This is a genomic window from Phycisphaerae bacterium (genome assembly GCA_035275405.1).
Lineage (GTDB): Bacteria > Planctomycetota > Phycisphaerae > UBA1845 > UTPLA1 > DATEMU01.
In genome coordinates, this window is sequence record DATEMU010000003.1 from 960376 (window position 1) to 984730 (window position 24355).

The 24355-nt window shown below is 62.0% G+C and carries 21 protein-coding genes; 2 read left to right on the forward strand and 19 right to left on the reverse strand.

Annotated features, from left to right (window positions below):
* Positions 1 to 55: 55 nt before the first annotated feature.
* From VJZ71_06060 to VJZ71_06095, 8 genes are read right to left on the reverse strand one after another with little or no spacing between them, the layout of a single operon-like run.
* A complete protein-coding gene (locus tag VJZ71_06060) occupies positions 56 to 1675 on the reverse strand; it encodes an NADH-quinone oxidoreductase subunit N (protein HKQ47612.1) in 1620 nt (539 codons plus the stop codon).
* Entirely contained in the window at positions 1672 to 3402 is a 1731-nt protein-coding gene (locus tag VJZ71_06065) for an NADH-quinone oxidoreductase subunit M (GenBank protein ID HKQ47613.1), read from the reverse strand. Before VJZ71_06065 ends, VJZ71_06060 begins: the two co-directional genes overlap by 4 nt.
* On the reverse strand, positions 3399 to 5384 hold the full coding sequence (gene nuoL, locus VJZ71_06070; GenBank protein ID HKQ47614.1) for an NADH-quinone oxidoreductase subunit L: 1986 nt from the start codon (positions 5382 to 5384) through the stop codon (positions 3399 to 3401). Before nuoL ends, VJZ71_06065 begins: the two co-directional genes overlap by 4 nt.
* A gap of 28 nt (positions 5385 to 5412) precedes the next feature.
* Positions 5413 to 5715 (reverse strand): NADH-quinone oxidoreductase subunit NuoK, encoded by a 303-nt coding sequence (gene nuoK / locus VJZ71_06075; GenBank protein ID HKQ47615.1) that lies wholly within the window; start codon positions 5713 to 5715, stop codon positions 5413 to 5415.
* A 13-nt stretch (positions 5716 to 5728) separates the two neighbouring features.
* Complete coding sequence (locus VJZ71_06080; protein ID HKQ47616.1) at positions 5729 to 6496, reverse strand: NADH-quinone oxidoreductase subunit J; 768 nt, start codon at positions 6494 to 6496, stop codon at positions 5729 to 5731.
* A gap of 18 nt (positions 6497 to 6514) precedes the next feature.
* The gene (locus VJZ71_06085; GenBank protein ID HKQ47617.1) at positions 6515 to 7063 is read right to left on the reverse strand and encodes an NADH-quinone oxidoreductase subunit I; all 549 of its coding nucleotides are present in this window, start codon (positions 7061 to 7063) and stop codon (positions 6515 to 6517) included.
* Positions 7056 to 8243: an NADH-quinone oxidoreductase subunit NuoH gene (gene nuoH, locus VJZ71_06090; protein HKQ47618.1), complete on the reverse strand. Its 1188-nt coding sequence runs from the start codon at positions 8241 to 8243 to the stop codon at positions 7056 to 7058. The genes VJZ71_06085 and nuoH overlap by 8 nt, the downstream gene beginning before the upstream one ends.
* Before the next feature lie 18 nt (positions 8244 to 8261).
* Complete coding sequence (locus VJZ71_06095) at positions 8262 to 9881, reverse strand: 2Fe-2S iron-sulfur cluster-binding protein (GenBank protein HKQ47619.1); 1620 nt, start codon at positions 9879 to 9881, stop codon at positions 8262 to 8264.
* Positions 9882 to 10333: 452 nt separating this feature from the next.
* Here VJZ71_06095 and VJZ71_06100 point away from each other — a divergent pair, with 452 nt between their 5' ends.
* Positions 10334 to 12364, forward strand: coding sequence for a tetratricopeptide repeat protein (locus VJZ71_06100; GenBank protein ID HKQ47620.1), 2031 nt, complete (start codon positions 10334 to 10336; stop codon positions 12362 to 12364).
* A gap of 3 nt (positions 12365 to 12367) precedes the next feature.
* Here the strand turns inward: VJZ71_06100 and nuoF are convergent, their stop codons facing one another.
* From nuoF to pheA, 11 genes are all read right to left on the reverse strand, one after another.
* Positions 12368 to 13744: an NADH-quinone oxidoreductase subunit NuoF gene (gene nuoF, locus VJZ71_06105; protein HKQ47621.1), complete on the reverse strand. Its 1377-nt coding sequence runs from the start codon at positions 13742 to 13744 to the stop codon at positions 12368 to 12370.
* A 44-nt stretch (positions 13745 to 13788) separates the two neighbouring features.
* Positions 13789 to 15093 (reverse strand): hypothetical protein, encoded by a 1305-nt coding sequence (locus VJZ71_06110; GenBank protein HKQ47622.1) that lies wholly within the window; start codon positions 15091 to 15093, stop codon positions 13789 to 13791.
* A 2-nt stretch (positions 15094 to 15095) separates the two neighbouring features.
* Complete coding sequence (locus VJZ71_06115; protein HKQ47623.1) at positions 15096 to 15758, reverse strand: NAD(P)H-dependent oxidoreductase subunit E; 663 nt, start codon at positions 15756 to 15758, stop codon at positions 15096 to 15098.
* A gap of 85 nt (positions 15759 to 15843) precedes the next feature.
* Entirely contained in the window at positions 15844 to 16494 is a 651-nt protein-coding gene (locus tag VJZ71_06120; protein HKQ47624.1) for a phosphopantothenoylcysteine decarboxylase, read from the reverse strand.
* On the reverse strand, positions 16475 to 17101 hold the full coding sequence (locus tag VJZ71_06125; protein HKQ47625.1) for a flavoprotein: 627 nt from the start codon (positions 17099 to 17101) through the stop codon (positions 16475 to 16477). The genes VJZ71_06120 and VJZ71_06125 overlap by 20 nt, the downstream gene beginning before the upstream one ends.
* Positions 17079 to 17303 (reverse strand): DNA-directed RNA polymerase subunit omega, encoded by a 225-nt coding sequence (locus tag VJZ71_06130; GenBank protein ID HKQ47626.1) that lies wholly within the window; start codon positions 17301 to 17303, stop codon positions 17079 to 17081. Before VJZ71_06130 ends, VJZ71_06125 begins: the two co-directional genes overlap by 23 nt.
* A 16-nt stretch (positions 17304 to 17319) precedes the next feature.
* The gene (gene gmk, locus VJZ71_06135; GenBank protein HKQ47627.1) at positions 17320 to 17895 is read right to left on the reverse strand and encodes a guanylate kinase; all 576 of its coding nucleotides are present in this window, start codon (positions 17893 to 17895) and stop codon (positions 17320 to 17322) included.
* A 23-nt stretch (positions 17896 to 17918) separates the two neighbouring features.
* Positions 17919 to 18800 carry a YicC/YloC family endoribonuclease gene (locus tag VJZ71_06140; GenBank protein ID HKQ47628.1) on the reverse strand — a complete coding sequence of 294 codons (882 nt, stop codon included), beginning with the start codon at positions 18798 to 18800 and terminating at the stop codon, positions 17919 to 17921.
* Between the two features lie 20 nt (positions 18801 to 18820).
* The gene (gene secG, locus VJZ71_06145) at positions 18821 to 19291 is read right to left on the reverse strand and encodes a preprotein translocase subunit SecG (GenBank protein ID HKQ47629.1); all 471 of its coding nucleotides are present in this window, start codon (positions 19289 to 19291) and stop codon (positions 18821 to 18823) included.
* Positions 19288 to 20094: a triose-phosphate isomerase gene (tpiA, locus tag VJZ71_06150; GenBank protein HKQ47630.1), complete on the reverse strand. Its 807-nt coding sequence runs from the start codon at positions 20092 to 20094 to the stop codon at positions 19288 to 19290. The genes secG and tpiA overlap by 4 nt, the downstream gene beginning before the upstream one ends.
* 28 nt (positions 20095 to 20122) lie before the next feature.
* Positions 20123 to 21202, reverse strand: coding sequence for a prephenate dehydratase (gene pheA / locus VJZ71_06155; GenBank protein HKQ47631.1), 1080 nt, complete (start codon positions 21200 to 21202; stop codon positions 20123 to 20125).
* A 348-nt stretch (positions 21203 to 21550) separates the two neighbouring features.
* On the opposite strand from pheA, the gene VJZ71_06160 reads away from it, so the two are divergent.
* On the forward strand, positions 21551 to 24268 hold the full coding sequence (locus VJZ71_06160) for an immunoglobulin domain-containing protein (protein HKQ47632.1): 2718 nt from the start codon (positions 21551 to 21553) through the stop codon (positions 24266 to 24268).
* The last annotated feature ends 87 nt before the right edge of the window (positions 24269 to 24355 follow it).

Below are 24355 nucleotides of genomic sequence, written 5' to 3' on the forward strand. Positions count from 1 at the left end.
CGACCCGAAAGGGGTTCGCTCGGCACGCGATTCTGCGACAAACCGACAAGGGTTGTCAAGGACCGCGGACGTTTGTGATCACGGCGCTATCCGCCGTGGGCTCGGGGACAGGGCTTTGCCCGGCGAGAATACGCACATTTGCCGCGGCGATCCCGGCGCGCCGGGACTGGTCGAAGAGCAGCCCGGGCCGCCAGAACGCCGCCAGAATAAAGGTGGCGCACACCACCATCGCAAGGCGGAGGGCGGGACACGCCGAGGGCTGCAGCGGAGCGTGCTCGGCGGCGGGCTTTCGCACATAGCATGCGCCGACGATTCGAAGGTAATAGGCGGCTGCCACGGCCGAGTTGAGCACACCCACCAGTACCAGAAGGATCATCGCGGCCTGTCGCTCGGTCCCGGCGGACGCCGACAGGGCGGCGCTGAAGACGTAGAGTTTGCCGAAAAACCCGCCGGTCGGAGGCAGACCCATGAGGCTGAGCACACAGATGGCCAGGGCCAGGCAGGCCCAGGGATGTCGCGCGGCCGTCCCGGCGAGATCGTCCAGCGAATCGGCGGAGTCTTCTTCATCGTCCGCGCCAGGCTTGCGGAAATACGACAGGCAGGCGAATGCGCCGAGGTTCATTACACCGTAGACCGTCATGTAGAAAATGAGTGCGCCGATGCCGCTGGAAAGGGGGGATGACGCGGTGCCGTCCGTCCCACCGGGTCCCGCCAGCAGCCCCACCAGCATGTAGCCCGAGTGCGCGATGCTGGAGTAGGCCAGCATCCGTTTGACGCTGTGTTGCATGAGGGCGAGCGTGTTTCCGACGGTCATCGTCGCGGCGGCCATTGCCCAGAGCAGCCAGAACATCGCATCGTTGAATTCCCAACCGCGCAGCGACATCAGGCGAATCAGGGCGAGCAGGCCGGCGAACTTGGGGACGAAGCCGAGCAGACCGGTGACGGGCGAGGCGGCGCCCTGATAAACGTCCGCGACGTAGAAGTGCAGCGGAACCGCGGCGATTTTGAACGCCAGACCGGCGATGGCCAGCAGGACGCCCAGCGTGACGAGCCGGTCGGCGGCATTGGAGGGCAGGGCGAGGTGCGCGGCGATCGACGTTGGGGCGGAGGCGGTTGAGAAAAGCTGCGTCGTGCCCGACGTGCCGTACAGGAATGAGAAGCCGTAAAGCGTCAGGGCGGCGGCGAGGGCGCCGAGGAAGAAGTACTTGCCGGTCGCTTCCTGCGCGCGAATGTCGCGGCGGGAGAGGCCGACGAGGATGTACGTCGGTACGCTGACGAGTTCCAGCGCGAGGAAGAGAAGGATGAGATCGTTCGCGGCGGTCACCAGCATGACGCCCGCGAGCGAAAAGAGAATGAGCGCATGGAATTCGCCACGTTCGGCGGCTTCGGGGACATGGCGTGCGGCCAACAGGATGACGAGGCCGACGGAGAGCGTCGCCATGCGGGCATACGACGCCAGTGCGTCGATGTTGAGCGAAGCGACCGGACCGGTGTCAGCAGGCCTCCAAGTGGCCCAGAAGGCGACGATAAGCGTGAGGATCGCCAGGTGCGAGGAGCCGTTGGAGGCCGATCGCTGACCGCCGAGTCCGAGGAGCAGCACCAGCGATGCGCCGATGACGAGGATCAGTTCCGGCAGGAGGGCGGCGATCAGGGGGTGGAGGGAGTCGGAGGTCATGGTGCAGCTTCCGCTATAGGGTGGGCTTCGCCCGCCGAGCCGTCTGCGGTTGGATCCAAGTCGGCGTGTAAAGCACGCCCTACGGGACGCCTATGGCCTTCTGCCAACATTTTGCCGGTTGGAATCGACTCAACGTGGGCCAGCACGTTCTTTTGCAACGAAGGCTCCATGATGTCGATCGTCGATTTGGGATAGACGCCGAGCAATAGACAGCCGAGCGCGAGAGGCGCCAGGATCGCGACTTCGCGGCGGTTGAGGTCTTGCGACAGTCCCGTCGATGCATCAAAGCCGTGGCCGGGTTCCTTCACGGGACCGAAGAGGACGCGACCCGCCATGTGCAGCATGTAAATCGCGCCGAGGAGGATGCCCGTAGCGGCAGGTACGGCGAACCAGATACCCAACGGTCCGGCACCACCATTTGCAGATGCTTGTCCCGAGGTGAACGTGCCGAGCAGGACGAGGAACTCGCTGACAAAGCCGTTGAGCCCCGGCAGGCCGATGCTGGACATGGTGAAGACGATCAGGAAGAAGGCCATGATCGGCATCTGCCGGGCAAGCCCGCCAATTTTGGCCATTTCGCGAGTGTGGTAACGCTCATAGATCATGCCGACGATGAGGAAGAGCGCGCCCGTCGAGAGCCCGTGATTGATCATGTACAGCAGCGAACCGGTCAGGCCGGCCATCTTGAGGCTGAACATGCCGAGGAGGCAGAAGCCCAAGTGTGAGACGGAGGAGTAGGCGACGAGCTTCTTCACGTCGGTTTGCACCCAGGCGGCGACGGCGCCGTAGATGATGCCGAGTACGGCGAGCGTGCCGACGACCGGTGCGAGTTCGATCGAGGCGGCCGGAAGCATGGGCAGGCTCAGCCGCAGAAAGCCGTAGGTTCCGAGTTTGAGAAGGATGGCGGCGAGGATGACGGAGCCGGCGGTAGGGGCCTCGGTATGGGCCAAGGGCAGCCAGGTGTGCATCGGGAAGAGCGGGACCTTGATAGCGAACCCGGCGAAGAAGGCGAGGAAGAGCCACCATTGCGTGGAACCCGGGAGATGGCCATCGGCCGCGAGTTGATAGAGTCGATCGAGTTCGAAGGAGAATTCGTGAGTACCCGCCGCGCCGAGCGCCACACTGGAAGCCTTCCATCCCAGGTAGAGAACGGCGGCGAAGGTCAACATGCTGCCGGACAATGTGTAAATGAAGAACATGTCGGCGGCCTTCTGGCGTTGTGGACCGCCCCAGATGCCGATCAGGAAGTACAGCGGGATCAGCGTGAACTCGAAGAATACGTAGAAAAGGAGGAGGTCGCGGGCGCAGAAGACGCCGAGCATCGCCCCGTGGAGCAGGAGCATCAGTGCGTAATACTCGCGATGCCGATCCTTAATTCCGCTGAAGCTGCCCCAGATTGCCAGAGGCGTGAGCAGGGCGGTCAGGAGCATGAGCGGGAGACTGATTCCATCAACACCGACGTAGTATTGCACGCGGACCGGCGTGGATTCATTTCCTCCCATGACCCAATCGGCGCGCTCAACGAACCGGTAGCCACCGGGTTCGGTGGACGACGATGGGAAAAGGTACATCCACTTGGCGCAGGCCGCGAATACGAGCGTCGCCAGGGCGATGCCGAGCGCAAAGCGACGGATCGTCGCGGGGCTCCATGCCGTGCGCGTGAATAGCAACGCCGCCCCGGCGATGGGCAGAAAGATGATGATCGAAAGTATGCGATCCGTTATCACGTCGCCACCAGCATCCACCACAGGATGATCAAGACGCCCGCCGTCATTCCCAGCGCATAACCCTGCAACGCTCCCTGCTGCCAGCGCTTGAGTCCATAGCCGATCGCCCGCGGGACCGCGGAGATGAACCACAGAATTCCGTTGATGAAGAAGCGATCCAGGCCGTAGCAGAACTCGCCGAACCAGCGAAGCGGCCGAACAAGGACCGTGTCGTACAGCTCATCCACGTAATACTTGTTGTAAAGCAGCCGGTAGGCCGGCTCGAAGGCCAGCGCGATGGCCATCGGGATCGTCGGGCGGCGGCGATAAAAGAACCACGCCGTAAAAATGCCCCAGACAGCAATGCCGGCGGAGGCATACATCAGCCAATGGCTCTCGTGACCGGCAGCGGGCGTTTCAGCGTGCGGTTGGGGCAGCACGGATGAGAGAAATTGATGGAAACGGCCGTGCGGTTCAAAGACGCCGAGAAACCCGCCGCCCTGGATCGTTACGCCGGCGTAACCCGCGAAGACCGCGCCGATCGCGAGCAGCAGGAGCGGTGCGGTCATCCACGGGCCGGATTCATGGGCGTGCTCGACGCCGTGCGGAAGGCGCTCTTTGCCGTGAAAGGCGAGGAAGATCATGCGGAAGGTGTAGAACGCCGTGAGCCACGCGGTGACGATGGCGACGCCGCCGAGCCAGGGCATGGTACTGCCCAGCGCCGCGTGGACGATTTCATCCTTGCTCCAGAAGCCGGCGAGAAGCGGGAATCCAGAAAGTGCAAGCCCGCCAATCCAGAATGTGGTAGCGGTGATGGGCAATGCCCGGGCCAGTCCGCCGAAGCGGCGGATGTCGATCGTGCCTGCCATGGCGTGCATGACGCTGCCCGCGCCGAGGAAGAGGAGGGCTTTGAAAAAGGCGTGCGTGTAGAGGTGGAAGATGGCAGAGTCAAACGCGCCGACGCCCAGGCCGAGAAACATGTAGCCCAATTGGCTGAGCGTCGAGTACGCGAGGATCCGCTTCATGTCGAATTGCGTGAGGGCGATCGTCGCGGCGAAGATCGCGGTGACCGCCCCGATCGTGGCGACGATCCACATGGCGTATGCGCTGGCGGCGAAAATCACGTTGCAGCGGGCGACCATGTACACGCCGGCAGTGACCATCGTGGCGGCGTGGATCAGGGCGCTGACGGGCGTGGGGCCTTCCATCGCGTCGGGGAGCCACACATGCAGCGGGAGTTGGGCGCTCTTGCCGACCGCGCCGCAAAAGAGCAGCAGGGCGATCGTCGTAATCCGCGAGGGGTCAAGTTCCGCGCCGCCCGCGGCTTTCATCTGACGGACCATGTTGAACACGGTCTCGTAGTCGAGGGACCTGAAGGTGTAATAGATCAGGAAGATGCCCAAACCGAAGCCGAAATCGCCGATGCGGTTGACTAGAAAGGCCTTCTTGGCCGCGGCGGCGGCGGACGGGCGCTGATAGTAGAAGCCGATGAGCAAATAGCTCGACAGACCGACCAGTTCCCACCCCAGGTATAGAAGGAGGAAATTACCCGCCAACACCAGCATGCACATGGAAAAGACGAAAATCGCCAGGAAGGCGAAAAACCGCTCGTAGCCGCGCTCGGGGTGGCCGTGGTGATCGCGCATGTAACCGACCGAGTACATCACGACGAGGAGCGAGACCGCGAGGACCACGATCAGCATCGTGCAGGTCAGCGGGTCGACGCGGAAAGAGACGTCCAGCCAATTCCCCGCGCCCGCGCTCATCCAGTGATAGAGGCTGAAAGACTTGGTCAAGACGGACGCGCCCGGTGCACAAACGCGTTCGCCCAGCAGCCAGGTGTTCCCGGTCAGCCGCGCGGCGGCCACGAGTGCGGCGGCGACGGGGAGGATGACCAGCCAATGCGAACGACCGCGCAGCCCGCGCAGGCCAACAAGCCCAACGAGGATCGCCCCGGCGAGAGGAAGGAGGGGGATGAGTACAGCCAGCGTCTTAGCGTCCAAAGGAGTCTTCCACTTTAGCCGTTGCGGATCACCCGCGCATGATCCGCCAACTCTCGGCGTCGAGCGTTCCGCGCCGCCGATAGAGCATTACCACGATCGCCAAACCCAGCCCCGCCTCGACGGCGGCGATGACCAGAACGAAGAGACCGAAGGCCTGGCCCTGGAGATTGCCATGCGCCAGGCCCATGCCAACGAGGTTCATCAGGACGCCCTGAAACATCACTTCCGTGCAGAGGAACATGATGATCAAGTTTCGGCGCGTGAGGAAACCGACGAGCCCCAGCCCGAAGAGGGCAGCGCCGAGAACCATGAGTGCGGTCGTTTGAGCCATCCGTGCCAGTTTCCTAATACGGCGTTACGTGCCGGCCGATCTCGCCGGGCGGCAGCATCTCTTCTTCGTGTTCGCCGCGGGGCAGCTTCTTCCGGGCAATGGCGATCGCGCCGATCATGGCGACCATCAGCAGGACGCCGGCCAGTTCGACGCTGACGGCAAAATCCGTGAGCAACACCCGGCCGAGCGCGAGCGTGTTGCCATTGGCGGACTCGCCGACGGAAACGCCCGCGATGGGTTCCCACTTGCGGCTAACGATGACGCCGGCCAGGGTGCCAACGAGGACAAACCCCGCCAGGACCGCGGCAAGCGGCTCGCGGGCGTCTTTGTCGTAGTCCAGCGCGGCGGCGAACTGTCCGCCGGTCGTCGGAGACGATTGCTGGGCGAGCATGATGACGAAGACGTAGGTGACCAGAATCGCTCCGGCATAAACGATGACCAGCGCGGCGGCGAGGAATTCCGCGCCGACCAGGACCATAAGACCGGCGGTGCTGAGCACGACGAGGACGAAAAACAGGGCCGAATAGACGGGCCGGGGGTGAGTGACGACGCGGACCGCGCCGCCAAGAGCGAGGAGGGCCAGCAAGCAAAAATAGACATTACGGCCGAATTCGCCGAACAGATTGTTAAGCATGAGGATAAAGCCGCCCATCGCTAAGGCTAATACAGTTGTCGCGAGACCTTTGCGGGATCGCTGGCCCTCTCTGGGCAGCGTCACAAAAATCGCGACGGCTCCGAGGGCGGCGACAGCGTACGCGAGATAGACGAGGGCTTGTTCCACGAAACTCTGCTACTCCGTTCAATACCCCGTAATCGCCGGGTTCTTCCGCGGCTTATCGTCCTTGGTGCGATCGAAGACCATCAGGAGCTTTTCCTTGTCGAAGATCATCTCCTCGCGGGAGCTGCCAACGAGGCTGTATTCCGGCGTCAGCTCGATCGCATCGACCGGGCAGGCCTCTTCGCACATGCCGCAGTAGATGCACCGCAATTCGTCGATGTCGAAGCGGATCGGGTATTTCTCACGATCCGGCCAGGGGCTGTCGGCGCCTTCGATGTGGATGCAGTGTGCCGGACAGGCCGTCTCACACATAAAGCAGGCGACACACGCCACGCGGCCCTGTTCATCGCGATTGAGCCGATGGACGCCGCGATAGTTCTCCTTGCGGAGGATTCGCTTCTGCTCCGGGTATTGCACCACGGTTTGCTCGCGGAGCTTCTGCTTAAACATATGCCGAAGCGTCGTTTTGAGACCCCCGAAGATCTGCGGCAGGTAGAGCCGCTCGTGCATCGTCAATTCCGGCTGATCGACGTAAACGATATCGGTGTCCCGCCAACTTGCGCTAGCCATGTTGCACCCCCCAACGGGCCCGCGCCGGAAGGCTGAGCTGCCGGCCGGTGATCTGCTTTCCGCTCGCCGCACCGACGAAGGCCCCGATGAATAGAATCATCACATTTGCTGGGAGGGCGAACCACTGCGGCCAGCCGGCGTAGAGGATTATTCCCTGCACGGCCACGATCCCCATCGTCATGGGAACCAGACCTTTCCACGCGAGGCGCATGAGCTGATCGAAGCGAAAGCGCGGCAGGGTCCAGCGGACGATCATGTAGACGCAGATGACAAGGAAGACTTTGAACGCGGTCACACCCATCCGGCAGCACATGGCCAGGAACGAGCCGTCATTGTTGAGCCAGTCCCAACCGGGAACGAGATAGCCGCCAAAAAAGATGGCGACCATAAGGGCGCTGGACGTAATCATGTGTGCGTATTCGGCGAGGAAAAACAAGGCCAGCTTCATCGCGCTGTACTCGGTGTGGTAGCCGCCGACGAGTTCCTGCTCGGATTCGGCGAGGTCGAAGGGCATGCGATTGGCCTCGGCGAGGGCGGTGGTGAAGAGGATGAACGCGGCGACCGGATGGTATACGACCGTCCAAACATGGTTGGCCTGGTAGGTGACCATGTCTTCCAGACGGAGGCAGCCGGTCGTGAGGATGGCAGCGAGGATGGCCATACCCATGGGGATTTCGTAGGAGAGCATCTGCGCTGCGGCGCGCATGCCGCCGTAGAAAGAATACTTGTTGTTGCTCGCCCAGCCGCCGAGCACGACCCCATACACGCCGAGCGAGGCGACGGCGACGATGTAGAGCAGGCCGATGTCGATGCTGGCGACCTGGGCCGTCAGGGCCGGGGCGTCAGCCGGCATCCACGACCACCGGAAATTGCCGCCCCAGGGGATGACCGCGAAGCCGATGGTGGCGACGACGAAGATCATCCACGGCGCAAAGAGAAAGAGCGCCCGGTCAACGCTCGCCGGGATGATGTCTTCTTTGAGGAGGAACTTGAGCCCGTCGGCGATGGGCTGAAGCAGGCCGCCGGGGCCGACGCGATTGGGGCCGTAGCGATCCTGAATCCAGGCGGAGATCTTGCGCTCCAACAGAATCGAATACGCCACGGCGCCCATGATGAGCCCGAAGACAACGAGCATCAGGATAATGCTGAAGTTGAATTGGTCGCTCAAGAGATTCTTCATATTCCTATCACGGACGCGTTAATGCGCGTGCTCGGGTAGCGGAGGCGGAACGTGCAGCGTCGCAAACTCCGGCATCGTTAGGGACATCATCTCGCGAATCTTGGCGGCATTGTAAATACCCGTCAGCCCGGCCAGCGTGGCGAGGTATTGACCATCGCGCTGGCAGCCCTCCCGCGGGGCTATCGCCGCCTCAAACGGCTGGATCTTTCCATCCACATTCATGAACGAACCCGACCGCTCGGCCCAGGAGACGCTGGGCACGACGACCGTGGCGGCTTCCGTGACGGGGTTGGGGAAGATGTCCTGGGCGAAGATCAGCGGAATCTTCGCGAGGGCCTTGCCCAAGTCCGGCGTGACCCAATCGGTCGGGTCTCCGCCAGTGATCCACGCGGCCGCGAAGGCGCCCTCCGCGGCCTTTTTGACGAATTCGTCGAAGCCGCACGTAGCACCGCCCGCCGCCGCAAGGATTTTCTCTATGCCGCGGCGGTTGGGGCATTTTTCGGCGCGGATAGTAAAACGTACCGGGCGGCCATTCCCCTTGGGGAACTTTTCGTCTTCGCCATGCACGGGAACCGGCCCCATTGCAAGCGTTGCCTGTGGCGCGACGTCGCGGATGAACTTCGCCAGCAGCCACGCCTCTTCGCAACTCATCCAGGGCGAGAGCAGCGCGCCCACCTTCGCCGCGCCGTCGGTCTTGACGGTCTCGGCGAATCGATAACGCGCAATCTCCGGGAGTTGGCTCCAATCGGGCGACTCAGTCTCGGCGCCGCGGCGGACGGTTAATCGATTCAGGCGTTTCGGGTCATGGACGTACTTCCAGCCGAATCGGCCCTCGTCGCACATCCACCAGTCGTTGACGCCGGGGTTGTATCGGGGTTTCAGCCGCCACACGGTGTTTTCATTTTGATGGATTTCGATCGCGCAGCCTGCGGAGCAGTTTGGACAGATGCTCGGCGTCTCCTTGAGGAACCAGACCCGCTGCTTCATCAGGAAATCTTTGTCGAGCAACGACCCCACGGGGCAGACGTCAACGACATTTCCTTGCAGGGCATTCTCTAACGGGATTCCCGGGAAAACATCGATCTCCGCCCGGCTGCCGCGGTTGACGATGCAGAGTTCGTTTGTGCCGGAAACTTCATCGCAAAACCGCACGCATCGGGAGCACATGACGCATCGATCCTGATAAAGCAGGGTCTTGCTGCCGACGTCCTTTTTGGGGTTCTTGTTCTTGGCTTCGACCATCCGGCTCGCCGCATCGCCGAACTCCAGGCTGTAATCTTGTAGGTAGCATTCGCCGGCCTGATCGCAGACGGGACAGTCGAGCGGGTGATTGATCAGGAAATACTCCATACAGGATCGCTGATTCGCGCGCACGGAGTCCGAATCAAAGCGGACCTCCAGTCCATCCTTAACCGGCGTCTGGCAGCTCGGGAAAAGACGAGGTGCCCAGTCCATTTCCTTGGTTTTGGGGTTCGGCATCTTCATTTCCATCAGGCAGAGGCGGCAGGACGCCACCACGGTCAGGCCGGGATGGAAACAATAAAAAGGAACGTCCCACCCGGCCTCGATGGCGGCCTGCAAGACGGGGATTTTGTCCCTGCAGTCGATGGGTTTACCGTCGATGGTGATCTTGGGCATAGGGCCTTTGACAATACCTCGCCGCTCGCGACGGAACGCCGCAGCGACCGAGATTGTGAAGGTTATCACGAACCTGCCAGAGGTGCAAAACGTGCAGACAAGATTATGCCCCATTGAAATTTAAGAGGTCTGCGGCGATAAACAAGCTTATGATTTTACGAAGACTTACAGCAGTTGGAATCACGCTGTTGGCATGTTGGGCCGAGCTGGGATGCAGGCCCGGCACTCCTGAACCCGAGCGAACGACTACCGCCCCCGCTCCTGTTCGGGAACCAGTGCCGTCGTCATTTCCGGCGGATGCTGAAGTGGTGCCGCTAGACCATCCGACCCCCCAGGTCACTCCGCGCAACCCCGTCCCTGGAAAAGCACAATCTCCTCCAACGCCTGTCTCCCCAGCGCGAGAGTCCCTTCCTAATCGAGGGCCGTCTCCTTCTTCGGCGACCCTCGCCGACATGCCCTTTGAAATACCGCAACTCGAACTGGTCGGCTTGCAGCCCGTTGTGAAGGAATCCATTGACGAGGCCATGATAGCCCTGCGCGGCAGCCCCGCGGACGCCTCCAAGGCCGGCGATCTCGGAATGGTCTTCTTTAACGCCGGTTGCCCCCAGGCGGCGGCCAGCTGTTTCGAATACGCCGCGGGTTTGGAACCGACGGCGATGCGCTGGCGCTATTACCTGGGCCTCTCGCACGTTGCGGTTTACAACTCGTCGGCCGCCGCGGAGGCGTTCGAGCGCGCGCGGGAACTGGATGCGCAATATGCCCCGATCCTGGTGGAATTAGGGGGGCTGCGGCTCAAGTCGGATGTACCGGCGGCTCGCCAACTTTTCCAACAAGCGACAGAGCGAAACCCCCGGGAGCCTCGGGGGCATTTTGGCCTGGGTGAGTGCGCGCGGTTGCGCGGTGATTTTGCGGCCGCGATTCCCCATTATCAAAAGGCCCTCGAACTCTCGCCCACCTATGCGGATGCGCATCAAGCGCTGGCGCAATGTCTGGAGTCGACCGGCAAAAAGACAGAAGCCAGGCGGCATCGCGCCTTTCGGGCCGTCGGCGGCTCGCAGCCATCGGCCGAGGATCCGCTGCTCGTGGAGTTGCTCAGCCGGGCGACGGCGGGATCGCAATTGATCGACTTGGCGAGGGCCCTCACGGAAGCCGGAAAGGTCGCACAAGCCATCGAGACCTTGGAAACCGTCGTGGCCAAGGACGGTTCCGACATGATCGCCCGTGGGGCCCTGGGGCTCCTGCTGGACTTGACCGGCCAGCAACGCGAGGCCGTTCAACAGTTTCGCGCCATCTTGGAGAAACAACCGAACGACTTTCCGTCGGTGTTGAACCTGGCCAAGGCGCTGACCGAAGCAGGAGAATACGAGGAAGGGGAACGCTATTACCTGGAGGTGTTGAACAGCGAGCCGCGAAACAGCCGGGCGCTTTCGCTTTTTGGATGGCATCTCATGGGCTGCGGTCGGATGGAGGAAGCCGCGAAGTACTTCGAGCGTTGGGTGCAACTCAAGCCGGACGAGCCCGAAAGCCACCTCGCATTGGCGCTCGCGCTGACCTGCTTGACGCGTTACGAGGCGGCGGCCGATCAATACCGGCGGGCGAATATGCTCAAGATTGGAAAGGAGGACACGTTTGCGCGGTTCTTGTGGAATCTTGCGGAAGCGCTGATGAGGCAGCAAAGATACATGGCGTCAGGCCGCGAGATCGCATTGACGAGTGTCCGCTCGGTCAGCGCCCTGGCCGACGTTTTGGATACCAAGCAAATGTCCTCGGAAGCGGCGGCCGCCCGCGCCTTCGATGCCGTCCTGTTGAGAAGGGCCGTCGCTTCGGCGCAAGCCGGTCATTTTGCGAACGGCCTCGATTACGTGCGCCTGGGTCTCGCTGATGAGGAAAACAAGACAAAGGCCGGGATCATCGAGGAAATAAAGAAGAACGTCGCCGCCAAACCGGAGGACATCAACGTTCGGCATCTCCTGGCGATTGTGCTCGTGGATATCGGCGAGCGGTCCGCCGCCAAGGAACACTGGCAGCAGATCATCAAGGTCCAACCCAGATTCGTATTGGCGTACATTGCTTTGGCCGTCGAATCGATGTACGAAAATGACTTTGCGCAAGCCCGGGGCAACTTGGAAGCGGGGCTTCAACACGAGCCGGATTCTCCCTGGCTGTCCAACGCCCTCGCATGGGTCCTGGCGACGTGTCCCGAAGACGAACATCGGGACGCGGCAGCGGCGCTGCGCTGGGCCCAAAAAGCCTGCCAGGCGACCGGCAATAAGAACCCCGTATTCCTTGATACGCTGGCGGCGGCTCACGCGGCGACGGGCAACTTTTCCGAGGCGGTCCGCGTGGAGGGAGAAGCGATCCGGTTCTCCACCGAGATCGGCCAGACCATCTCCATTCCCGTGTACCGCGAGCGCCTGGAGCTTTACGAGAACAAAAAGCCTTACGTTCAACGGGGCAAGCGGGAGCTGAACCTGGAAAAATAGGGATCAGGCGCTCGAAAGCCGGCCCGCCTGTTTTCGGGTCGGCTGGAGAATGGGCAATTCATAGGCCGCCGGATTGAGGCGCTTCAGCACGCTGTTGACGCGGCCGGGTTCCTGCCTGCGAATGTGCGTTTCAAACTCGTCGCGGTATTTCTCAACGATGGTCCGGACCGGAAAGGCCGCGCCGTCCGGTAGACCGCAGATGGACAGGCCGCCCATCATGCCCATGTTCTTCGAGATCTCGAGGAGCAGGTCGAGGTCCCCGAGGCGGCCGGCGCCCAGTGCGATCCGCAGGGCGATTTTGTACATCCAGTTCGTGCCTTCGCGGCATTGCGTGCACTGACCGCAGCTTTCGTGGGAGTAGAATCGCGTCACATTCGCGAGAACCTGCCGGATGTCAGCGTCGTGAGGGATGACGATCGCGCCGGCCGTCCCGAGGCCCAGAAGACCGTATTTTCGCACGTCGTCGAAGTCGAGCTTACAGTCAAGCTCGGCCTCGGTGAGAATCCCCATCGAAAGGCCGCCCGGAATACACCCCTTGATCTTCTTGCCGTCCACCATCCCTTGGCCGAAATCGTCGCCGAAGATGAGGTCGCGACAGGAGAGTCCGAGGGGGGCTTCAAAGCACCCGGGACGCTTGACCGGTCCGCTCAGCGTGTAGAGCTTCGGACCGGCCGAGCCTTCCGTTCCGATGGACTTAAACCACTCCGCTCCGCGATTCACGATGTGGGGGACGCAGCACAGCGTCTCGACATTGTTCACAACGGTGGGCTTGCGGAAAAGCCCTTCTATCGCGGGAAAGGGCGGCTTGATCCGCGGCCAGCCCCGCTTGCCTTCGAGGCTTTCGATCAGACCGGTCTCCTCGCCGCAGACATACGCCCCCGCACCGCGGTGGATGTAGCACTCTACGCTGTAAGCGCTGCCGAAGACCTTTTTTCCGAAGAGTCCCGCGGCATAAGCCTCGTCGAGCGCCTTTTGTAGAATATGAAATTGTTCGTGAAACTCGCCGCGCATGTAGATATACGCCACAGTGGTCTTGGTGGCATAGGAGGCAATCAGTGTTCCCTCGAGGAGTTGGTGCGGGTCCTCCTCCATCAGCACGCGGTTGCTGAACGTACCCGGCTCGGATTCATCCGCGTTGACGCACAGATAAGTCACCTTTCGATCCGGGGGAAGGAACGACCACTTCATGCCCGCGGGAAAGCCGGCCCCGCCGCGGCCCCGCAGGTTCGCTGCTTTGACGCATTCGATCGTCTGTTCCGGCGTCCACTCCTGGATGACCTTTTGCGCCGCCGCGTAGCCGCCGCGCGAGCGATAGGTCTCGAGCGTGCGGCTATTGGGCACGCCGACATTCTTCATAAGGATGGGTTCGTACTTGGGCATATTGAGATAGAGCCTATCTTTCCATTAGGACCTATTCTCTCTCCTCACGCATCCGGAACGATCGCCTGGAAGTAAAGCAGGGCCCACGCCGTGCAGCCGAGTGTAAACCACGTTCGCCAGCCGCCGCGTGTCTGACCGGCGATAACCGCCAACCAGATCGGGATGAAGTCCAGCGCAAAGCGGTTGTAGCCGTGCTGGAGGTATCCCGTCGAGTGGTAGCATAAGAGACCCAGCATGACCGGCAAAGTCGCCAGTATGAGCAGCCGCCGCGGGCCGTCGCGGAACCAGGAGGGGGCCGCCAGAAAGACGAATAGCAACAAGGGCGACGTGATCCAGAGACTGGTGCCCATCTGGTTAGTCTCCGTGATCTTCAGCGAGGTCAACGTGGGCTCGATGTCCAGTTGCGGCGGTTCGATGTGCATGTAATACGCATTTTCAGGAATGAAGTGGGCTGAAAAAAGGCCGTGCGCCTGGAACCGCTCTTCGATGCCATCACCCTCGCGGCCGACGTAAATATATTGATACCCGGAGTCCCAGGGCTTCCCAAACTTGAGGTAATTCAGCGTCAGCAGCGGCGCGACCATCACCGCCAGACCTGCCAGGCAAAGCATCAGCCGCTTTTTTTGCCACGCCACTGCTATCAGCGGCAGGGCGTAGAGAATCGTCATCTGCCGCGTCCAGACCGCGATCGTCAGGCCGATCAAGGACGGCCAGATCCGCCGCCGGCCGAGCATGTCCGCGGCGAAGATGAGCAGCCCGACTTGCGAGAGCACATGATTCGTCTGGCCGAGATTCCCCGACCCCGCGAAATACAGGTTGGGCAGCAGGGCGGTTCCGCCCATATAGGCGAGGGTCAGGAGTCCCGCCCACGCGCTGTCGCCGGTCTGTCGTCGGAAAACGATGAAGGAAATAATCGGAACGGGCCAGAAAACCAGGAGAACGTACGGCAAGGCCAGCCACATATCCGTGCGGTCGATGAGGTAGCGATGCAGCGGGGCCAGGGCGACCGTCAGAAATCCCATGAGCGGTGGAAAAACGTTGTATACTTTTTCGTTTACGAGCGCCGTGTCGTGCATGCGCTCGCGCAGGAGATCGGGACGCTCCTGGGGAATATCAAGCCGGCCATTCAACCAGGATTCCCCTTCTGCCACGCCGGAATTCGCGGACGCCTGGACTTTCCATTGGGACAGGCGGATCTTCGGTCCAAGGGCCAGTTGCAGTCCGGCGAGCGTGAGGAGAAAGCACGCCCACGCGTACCAGCGAGGTTCACGGGAAATCGCGGATGGGGGAGGGGGACTCTCGGATTGATCCATTGCGTCGACGAGTTGCGGCAAGGTTTGGGAGTCCAACGTCATGCTTCTTTCATCTCGCGGACGTCGGAAGTCTTGCCGATCGAGTGGGTCTCCGCACTCCCCTTGACCTCACCCGCCGCGGAGGCGGTGTTGGTGTCTGGTCGATCAAACAGGGTTGAGCGGGGGACGGCGATTTCGGCGTTTTTTGAGTCCTTGAGCAGCTTGGGCACGGCGTCGACCTTGACGCACTTGTGCAGCTTCTCGTTGACTAAGAGGCACGGGGCATGATCGCACGCCGCCAGACACTCCTCCGTGATTAGGCTGTACTGACCGTCGGTCGTGGTGCCGTGTTCGTCGATCTGGAGTTCGCTTTTCAAGGCGTCGAGGACGGCGTCGGCGCCCATCACCTGGCAGGAGAGGCTGCGACATAGGACGATGACCTTCTTGCCCTTGGGGTGGTCCCAGAAATGGGTGTAGAAGCTCAGCGTGTCGATCACCTGGCTCGGCGGCAGCTCCAGCACCTCGGCGACCTCTATCATCGCCTGATAGCTGACGTGGCCCAGCGCATCCTGCACAACGTGCAGCGCCGGCAGCAGCGCCGCCCGCTTCGTCTCGTACCGCGGAAAGAACGACCGGATCTTCTCCCGCACCGCCTCGGAGAGAACGGCGGGGGCATGGTCGTCGACAACGGGGGTTCGGCGATCGATTGCCTGCCAAGCCATGGCAGAGAGTGTAACTTACCCGCGCGTGGCTGGGTAGGTTCGCCTCCCCTCGGACCACACCGGAGTTCTCGGCGATGCCGGAGGCTTAGCGTTCACCTGCCATTTTTTCGACTTCCTGTATCAGCCGCCGCGCGATCACCCGCTTGTCCGCCACGGGCCAGGCCTGCCATTTCTCCCCGCGCACCAGAAACTCCATGCGGGCATGATCGGCGCCGATCGATGAAGGGCGGTTCAGGACGATGGCATCGCAGGCCTTCCGGCGAAGCTTCTCCTCGGCATGGCGTCGGGCGGCGTGGTCTTCCAACGCGAAGGCGACGGTGATTCGGCGGCCTTTTCGGCGGCCCAGCGTCGCCGCAATATCGATCGTGGGGACAAGGGTCAGAGACATCCCCACCTGGCGCTTCGGCATTTTGAGACGCGATCGCTTTTGCGGCCGATAGTCGCAGACCGCAGCCGTAAAGACCGCGACATCGGACTTCGCAAAGGCCTTTTTCGCGGCGGCCGCCATCTCCCCGGTGGTTTCGACGTGAACGGTGCGAATGCCGGCCGGGGCCGCGATGGCGACCGGGCCGCTCACCAGCGTCACTTCGTGTCCCGCCGCGCGGGCTGCGGTAGCAAGGGCATAGCCCATTTTGCCGGAGGAGGGGTTCGAAATGAACCGAACGGAATCGAGGTACTCGCGCGTCGGCCCCGCGGTGATCAGGATGCGCAGGCGTTTAGCGGTTCGGCGCGGCATTTTTGGGGGGGCTGGCTTTCAACAACTCGATCGTGCGGGCAAGAATCTCATCCGGCTCGGCCATGCGACCGGACCCGATGGTTCGACAGGCGAGCCAGCCTTCGCCGGGAGGGACGATCCGATAGCCCCGGGCCGCCAGGGATTTCACATTGTCCTGTACGATCGCGTTTTCCCACATCCGCGTGTTCATCGCCGGCGCCAGCAGTACCGGACAGGCCGCCGACATGACCATCGTCGAAACGAGGTCGTCCGCCAGGCCGTGAGCGATCTTGCCGATGATGTTGGCCGTGGCCGGGGCGATGACCATTACGTCGGCCCCCTCGGTCAGGCGGATGTGCTGTGGGTCGAAGTAAGCGGTCGATTCCCAGGGGCTGGTAAAGACCTGCCGCGCGGTCAGGGCCTCGAACGTCAGCGGGCCGACGAAGTGCTTCGCCGCGGCGGTCATCGCGACCGTCACGCCCGCGCCGCGCTGCACAAGCGCGGAGACCAGGGCCGCCGTCTTGTACGCGGCAATGCCCCCGCAGACTCCGACGACGACCTCGCAGCCGGTCAGTTCATCGGTTCGCGGGGAACTCGCGGAGGTGTCAGGATTTCTTGGCCCGCTCACTGTCGGCCTTCTCATCGCCCACGGCGATCTTGCCTTCCATGATCTCGCGGACGACGATTTCCATGGGCGTCATTTTGCCGGTCGCGATCATCGGCCGGGCGCCGAACATCAGCTCCTTCCAGCGCTTCTGGATGAGCGCGGTGAGCTTGAACCGCCCGCCGACTTTGTTGATCAGGTCCTCATTCTTCAGGTCGTGAATCATCGTTTTCAAATCTCCGTCACACGTTCTTGACCAGCTTTGCGTATATCTTATCCACAGTTTCGTTTAAGTCATCATTGATGATGAAATCGTCATAACAGCCGGATTCCATGGCATAGCGGATCTCGCCGTCGGCCTGGGACAGCCGCTCACGGATCGCCGTCGCATCGTCGGTCCGCCGGCCCTCAATCCGGCGGCGCTGTTCGTCCGACGTCGGCGGCAGGAGAAAAAAGGTCCTGGCATCGGGCATCTTTCGCCGCACCTGGATGCAGCCTTTTATGTCGATCTCCAGGACAATCACGCGGCCTTGGGCAATCGCGGTCTCGACCTCCGCCAACGGCGTGCCGTACCAATGACCATAGACCTCCGCCGATTCCAACAGGCCGCCGCTGTCTTTGAGCTTCGCGAACTCCTCCGGGCTGATGTAATGATAGTCGCGGGCATGTTCTTCGTTGATCCGCCGCTTTCGCGTCGTGACCGACACGCTGAACTCCGCGGGCACTTTTTCGCAGAGCCGCCGGCAGACCGTGGACTTGCCCACCCCGCTGGGTCCGCTGACCACCACCACTTGTCCGCGCTTTTTCGATGTCTCCACAGGCGTCCTTGCTATTACCAATGCTACTCGACGTTTTGCACTTGTTCCTTGATGCGGTCGATGGCCGCCTTGATCTCCACCACGTGCCGCGCCAATTGGGCGTCGTTGGCCTTGCTGCCGATCGTATTGGCCTCGCGAAGCATCTCCTGCGTCAGAAAATCCAGCTTGCGTCCCGCTTCCTCGGATGAGCCGCATAGCTCTCCGAATTGGTCCAGATGGCTGGCCAGCCGGGAGACTTCCTCGTTGACGTCGCACCGGTCGGCGAAGATGGCCACTTCGCGCGCCAGGGCGTCCTGGTCCAATTCGACGCTGGCCGCGGCGACCAGTTGTTGAACGCGGGTCTTGAGTCGCCTGTGATATTCCTCTACGACCTGCGGCGCTCGCCGGGCCACTTCCTCAAGCCCCGACCGGATCGCCGCGCACTGCTGTTCCAGGTCCTTTTGCAGGGCGGCGCCCTCCGCACGGCGCATGACGATCACACGTTCCACCGCCTCGCGGGTCATTTTTTCAACGATGCGATACTGCGCGTCGAGCACCGCCGGATCGATATCCGCCGGCTCACAGACGCCGGGCACCTCCAGCAGGCCCGCCACGTCGATCTGGATCCCGCTCTGCCCCGCCGTGATCTCGCGCAATTTGTCCACGTAATGCCTGACCGCCGCCGTGTTGATCTGATAGGCCGACGGCGCGTTCTCGTCCTTGACGCGCAAATTGTACGTCACGCTGCCGCGGCCCAGCATCGAGCGAAGCAGCCGGTCGATGTCTCCTTCGAAGCGTTGAAAAGTCTCGGGCAGCTTGATCGTCGCCTTGAAGTAACGGTTGTTGAGACTCCGCACCTCGGCGCGGAAGGCCACCCCGTCGGCTCGCGCCTCCGCCGCTCCAAAACCCGTCATGCTCAAGATCATTCAGACGGCTCCGCCCAGTGCTACTTTCCCGCGGGAGCGCTCGTCGGAGTCGTGGAGTCATCCGACGGGATCAATACCGGCTTCACGATGGTGGTGGAGCTGTTTTCGGTCTTCTCCGCCGGCGCTGGAGCCACCGGAGTGGCGGTCGCAGGACCGACCGGTCCCGGCGCGCCGGGAGGCGGCGGACTCGAAGGGCCGGGGGGCGCCGTGGCGACCGGGGGCGAGGCGCCGGACTTGGCCGGCTCAAACACATAGTTTCCCATGATGGAGAGCAGCAGGAACAACGCCGTCAGGCTGACGGTCACCCAGGTAAGGAAGTCGCCGGTTTTGGTACCGAAGGCCGTATGTCCGCCGACGCCGCCAAAGGCCCCGCTGAGACCGGCCCCGCGATTCTTTTGAAGCAGAACCAGTCCGATGAGCAACAGCGACACCGCCACGAAGGCGATGGTCAACAGGATTCTTCCGAAGGAAGCAACCACAAGAATCGTCATGAGAATCTACCCAGTCCTTTTGCCCTGATGCAGGCGTCAATGATGGCGGCGAAATCGGTCGCCTTGAGGCTGGCGCCCCCAACGAGGGCCCCATCCACATTGGGGCACTTCATTAACGCCGCCGCGTTATCCGGTTTGACACTCCCCCCGTATTGTATACGAATTTCCTCGGCCACGCCCCTGCCGAATCGCTCGGCCAGAAGTGTACGGATGTGCAAGTGCGCTTGCTCCGCCTGGTCGGTCGTGGCGTTTCGGCCGGTCCCGATCGCCCAGACGGGCTCGTAGGCGACGACGAAATTCGCTGAGGCGTCGATGCCGGCGAGGCTCCCGGTGATTTGCCGCGTCAGGACGGACTCGGTTTGGCCGGAGTCCCGCTCCTCCAGCGTCTCACCGACGCAGACGATCGGCGTTAATCCGGCCGCCAGAACGGCGCGGCACTTGGCGGCGATCATTTCATCGGTCTCGCCGTGGATGCGACCGTTCGAATCACGCGGGCCGATCGTATGCCGCCGCTCGCTATGGCCCAGGATGACATAGGTGCAGCCGGTCTCCTTCACCATCTTTGCGGAGACTTCGCCGGTAAAGGCCCCTTCGGTCTGCGACCAACAGTTCTGCGCGCCCAATCGGATGGCGGAATCGGCAATGGCCTTGGCCATCGGAAAAAGATAGATGGATGGCGGACAAACGGCGACATCGATCGGCGGCGCGGCGCCGAGGCGCGTGCGCAATTCGCTGACCAATGATCGACCCGCTGCCAGATCGAGGTTCATCTTCCAGTTGCCGGCTACAAAAGGGCGTCGCATCTCATCTGCCTTCCACCAAAAGCGGCCGTCATGCCGCCAGAACTTCCGTCGCCTTGGGATACGACCCCAATACCCGCAGCGTCTGACAATGTCGCCGGGCTTCGTCGAGCGCGATTTTCACGGGCGGATCGGCCTCATGGCCGTCCAGGTCTACGAAAAAGTTGTAGTTCAGCTCCGCCGTGGCGCTGGGCCGCGACGTAATCATGGTCATATTGATCCCGGCCTTCTGAAAAACAAGCAACACGTCCACCAGTGCGCCCGCCTGGTGGGCCGTGGTAAACATCAGGCTCGTCCGGTCGCGTCCCGTGGGATTCGGCGGCTGCCCGCCGAGGACAAAAAAACGCGTTGCGTTATCGGGATGATCCTCAATGTGTTCCGCCAGGATCGCCAGTCCGTGAAAGCGCGCCGCTAGCTTGCTGCCGACCGCCGCCGCGCGGGGCTGTGAGGCCGCGAGTTCGGCGGCCTTGCTGGTGCTGGGCGCCCCGGCGGTTCGCCCCGACAGCCCGGTCTCGGTCAGCCATCGCTGGCACTGCGCCAGTGCTTCGGGGCGGGAGTAAACCACTTCGATCTCGTCCTGACGGCACTTGGCCAAGAGGTTGTGATGGATCGCCCGCTGAATCTCGGAACATATCCGTACATCGTGCGTGCAAAAGGAATCGAGCGTGTCGAGGACCGCGCCGGCGGTGGAATTCTCCACCGGCACCACGCCGTAATCGACGTGCGCGCGGGTGATCTCGTCGAAGACCGCCCCGATATCGCTCAGCGGCTCGTATTCGACGGACGCGCCGAACTTGCCCATCGCGGCCTCGTGGCAATACGAGCCCTCGGGACCGAGGTAACCGACGCGAGGCGCCCGCTCCAGGGCGAACGACGCCGACATTAATTCGCGATAAATCGACAAGAGCGAGTCCCGGGACAGAGGGCCCCCGGACAAGGCGGTGACCCGATCCAGCACTTCGCGCTCCCGATCGGCGGAAAAAACAGCCGCGCCGGACGCCGTCTTAAGCCGCCCGATCTCGACGGCCGCCCGGGCCCGCGCGTTGAGGAGCCCGACAATCTCGTCGTCGAGGCGATCGATGCTCTGCCGAAGTTCCTGTAACGTCGCCATCCGGTGCCGTGTCCGCTGGGGTTGGGGGAATCTGCCGAAACACGCCATTAGAAGGCATAGCTTCTGTCCTGTCAACGAGTTGTCGTGGCCGCAGGGGTTCAAACCCAGGTCCCGCCGCCACTCGGAAGGGGACAACGTCACCACCCCAATTTCGGACCATGGCCGGGCAAATTTGATTCGATATCCCATTCTCTCGGACCCACCTTTGGGGATAGAATAGACGGGCGTAGAGAAGGGGATTTCGCACAACAATCCTCCAGGGGATGCGCCCGCAAAGGTATGAGTTCCCGGCGAATCCGCACTTCGCCGGAAGTGACCCTTACTAGAGGTTGAGGAGAGGAATACGCCATGATGGTCTTCCCGGAGCGCATCCGCAGATCCCCGGTGGTCTTCTGCGCGGCACTCATCACGGTCGTGTTCGCTCGATCGGTGCGCGCAGATGATCCGCCAATGGGCGAGATCATTAGCGCGGGCGCAGCGCCATTCACCGAAACACTTGACGACATGATCGCCCGCGATGCGGCGAACGCGGAGGCACCGCCCGGCGAATCCGCCGGTGATCAGTTCTCAGACCAGTTGATCATCCCCCGGTATCAAGGCAATCCACCCCCAGACTCGGAAACTCCCCCTGGATCGCCCGTTGATTCGCCCCCGCAATCGGATCCGGCCCAACTGATTCCACCCCTGCGATTAGCCCCTCCAGCGATTGGCGCGAGTTTCACCGGCCTTACGTTGCAGGACCAAATTGATAGCTTCGGTTCGGGCATCAGCCCGCCGGAGACGATGGGCGCGATCGGCCCCAATCACTTCGTGGAAATACTCAGCGGCTCGGTGGCGATCTACACGCGGACGGGCACGCGCCTGTCGCACGTTTCCTCCAACTCGTTCTTCGCCGTGTCCTCGGGCGGAATCAACTATCCGCGCAATGGGAGTCGTTCTCCACGCATCCTCTTTGATCGCCGAAGCAATCGCTGGTTTGCGTGCATACTCGAAGTCGGCGTGCAAGCTTCCAACAATCAACTCTTGTTCGCCGTCAGTCGAACCTCGGACCCCACCGGCACATGGGACAAGTACGTCATCCTGATCGGAGAGCCCATCGACGGGCCCATCAGCCATTTCACCTTCTATCCGACCATGGGCGTCGACGACAACGGCGTTTATTTCGGCGTAACGATCCTTGAAATCCCGGTGGCTACCTTTTTCTCAAAGATCGCGGCCACGCCCAAGGCGCCGCTGATCGCCATGTCGCCCAGCCTGGGAACCGTCACGCAGTTTTCGGACATCATCGACGTTTATTTGACGCCCCAACCCGCGCACAATCATGACATCGTCCCCGCCAATGGGCTGGCCTGGTTCGTCGCCGCATCCGACTCCGCGCTGGCGAATATCCACTATCGTACGTTGATGTGGGTCGCGGGAGCGCCGGTATTAAGCGGCAACTCCATTCTTAGTACGGCCGCCTATGGCGACCCTGCATTGATGGACGCGCCGGCAAACGGCAGCGCCGTTCCCATCGAAACCGGTGATGACCGCATGCAGACCGCTGTGATCCGAAACAATCGGCTGTGGACGTGCCGAACGGTCGGACTCAATGGAAGCGGCGGCGCTTCGCCGGTGACTCGAACCGGCGCCGAGTGGTACGAATTGAATGTCAGTTCGGCGGCGGCGTCGCTCGTACAGCAGGGTCGCGTTTTTGACAACGCCGCCAACGACCCGCGCTTCTACTATTGCCCGTCGATCATGGTCAGCGGGCAGGGTCACGCAAGCATGGGTTTCTCCGGCTCAAAGTCAACGGAATTCGTCGGTGCGTATGCCTGCGGGCGACTCGCAACGGATGCCGCGGGGACCATGAGCCCCGTGACGACCATCAAGAACGGCCTTGCGGCCTACCAGATCCTCGATGGCCTGAACCGTAATCGGTGGGGCGACTACAGCTACACCAGCCTCGACCCCAACGACGACATGAGCATCTGGACGATCCAGGAATTCGCCGCCGCGACGAACATCTGGGGAACCTGGGTCGCACAGCTTCGTGCTCCGCCGCCGGCGACGCCGGTCAGCACCAACCCACCAGCCCTGGGCGACGTCGCGATGACGACCGACATCATCCTGAATGCTTCGTCGAGCGCCGGGTCGGGCTTTTTTGATCCCGGTCCCGGCTTTCCCAATCGAATCGCCGTCAGTATCGACGGCTCGGATTTGGTGATTAACAGCGTGACAGTCAACAGCCCGACCCAGTTGACGCTCAACGTGACCGTTCCCGACAATCCGCTGTTTGGTATTTTTCCCATCACCGTGACCAATCCGGACGGACAGTCCGCGACGTCGGCGTCGGGAATACTGGCTGTCCAGTGCGAAGCGGTCTCGCTGGCGATCACGCAGCAACCGGCCGATCATCTGTCCTGCGGCGGCGATACGATCACGTTTTCAGTGACGGCCGTTTCCTCCACCCCCCGAACCTATCAATGGCGCAAGAACGGCGAGCCCATCAATAGCGCCACGCAGCCGAGTTACTCCATTGAAGACTCGGGTATTGACGACGCCGGCCAGTACGACGTGGTCATCACCAGTGATTGCTCGCAAGTAACGTCGCGGAAGGCCTCACTCGTGGTCATTCATCCCTTTATCGCGGGCAGCCCGGGTGAACTGACGGTAAAAACCTGCACGTTGATTACGTTTAGCGTGGTCCTGGAGGGTTCCCAAATGCTCTCCTACCAATGGCGAAAAAACGGTGAGCCGCTGGTCAACAGTGACCGCTTGGAAGGCGCCCAGGAAATTACCCTCTCCATTGGTCCGGTTTCCCGGGATGACGCGGGAGTCTACGACGTCGTCGTGGAAACGGATTGCGGGGCCATGGTAAGTAATCAGGCCATCCTGGTCGTTCAGGGAAACACGAATCCCGAGGACTGTCCGCAAACGTCGGCGCAGGGAGTGGAGGAAATCTGCGCGCTGTGCGGGACCAATATGAGCCTTACCCTGACGTTATCGATCGCAGGATGGTGCGCCTGGCGTCGCCGCCACCCACGGGGTTCGTCGAAAGCCCCACGCCGCGATCGAGAACCGTAAACTCCCTTGCGAGCCCGAATCAGGTAATATTCGGGCGTGGGATCGCAATGGGGATTGCTAATTCAGTCGGATTTGCTAGAATACGGA

Excerpts from the sequence above, each read along its gene's own strand:
- nuoK (HKQ47615.1), bottom strand. The coding sequence starts at position 5,715 with ATGGCTCAAACGACCGCACTCATGGTTCTCGGCGCTGCCCTCTTCGGG.
- VJZ71_06120 (HKQ47624.1), bottom strand. The coding sequence starts at position 16,494 with ATGCCGCGCCGAACCGCTAAACGCCTGCGCATCCTGATCACCGCGGGG.
- VJZ71_06160 (HKQ47632.1), top strand. The coding sequence starts at position 21,551 with ATGATGGTCTTCCCGGAGCGCATCCGCAGATCCCCGGTGGTCTTCTGC.
- tpiA (HKQ47630.1), bottom strand. The coding sequence starts at position 20,094 with ATGCGACGCCCTTTTGTAGCCGGCAACTGGAAGATGAACCTCGATCTG.
- VJZ71_06085 (HKQ47617.1), bottom strand. The coding sequence starts at position 7,063 with ATGGCTAGCGCAAGTTGGCGGGACACCGATATCGTTTACGTCGATCAG.
- VJZ71_06095 (HKQ47619.1), bottom strand. The coding sequence starts at position 9,881 with ATGCCCAAGATCACCATCGACGGTAAACCCATCGACTGCAGGGACAAA.
- nuoF (HKQ47621.1), bottom strand. The coding sequence starts at position 13,744 with ATGCCCAAGTACGAACCCATCCTTATGAAGAATGTCGGCGTGCCCAAT.
- pheA (HKQ47631.1), bottom strand. The coding sequence starts at position 21,202 with ATGGCGACGTTACAGGAACTTCGGCAGAGCATCGATCGCCTCGACGAC.
- VJZ71_06060 (HKQ47612.1), bottom strand. The coding sequence starts at position 1,675 with ATGACCTCCGACTCCCTCCACCCCCTGATCGCCGCCCTCCTGCCGGAA.
- VJZ71_06115 (HKQ47623.1), bottom strand. The coding sequence starts at position 15,758 with ATGGCTTGGCAGGCAATCGATCGCCGAACCCCCGTTGTCGACGACCAT.
- VJZ71_06100 (HKQ47620.1), top strand. The coding sequence starts at position 10,334 with ATGCCCTTTGAAATACCGCAACTCGAACTGGTCGGCTTGCAGCCCGTT.
- VJZ71_06130 (HKQ47626.1), bottom strand. The coding sequence starts at position 17,303 with ATGATTCACGACCTGAAGAATGAGGACCTGATCAACAAAGTCGGCGGG.
- VJZ71_06140 (HKQ47628.1), bottom strand. The coding sequence starts at position 18,800 with ATGATCTTGAGCATGACGGGTTTTGGAGCGGCGGAGGCGCGAGCCGAC.
- secG (HKQ47629.1), bottom strand. The coding sequence starts at position 19,291 with ATGACGATTCTTGTGGTTGCTTCCTTCGGAAGAATCCTGTTGACCATC.
- nuoH (HKQ47618.1), bottom strand. The coding sequence starts at position 8,243 with ATGAAGAATCTCTTGAGCGACCAATTCAACTTCAGCATTATCCTGATG.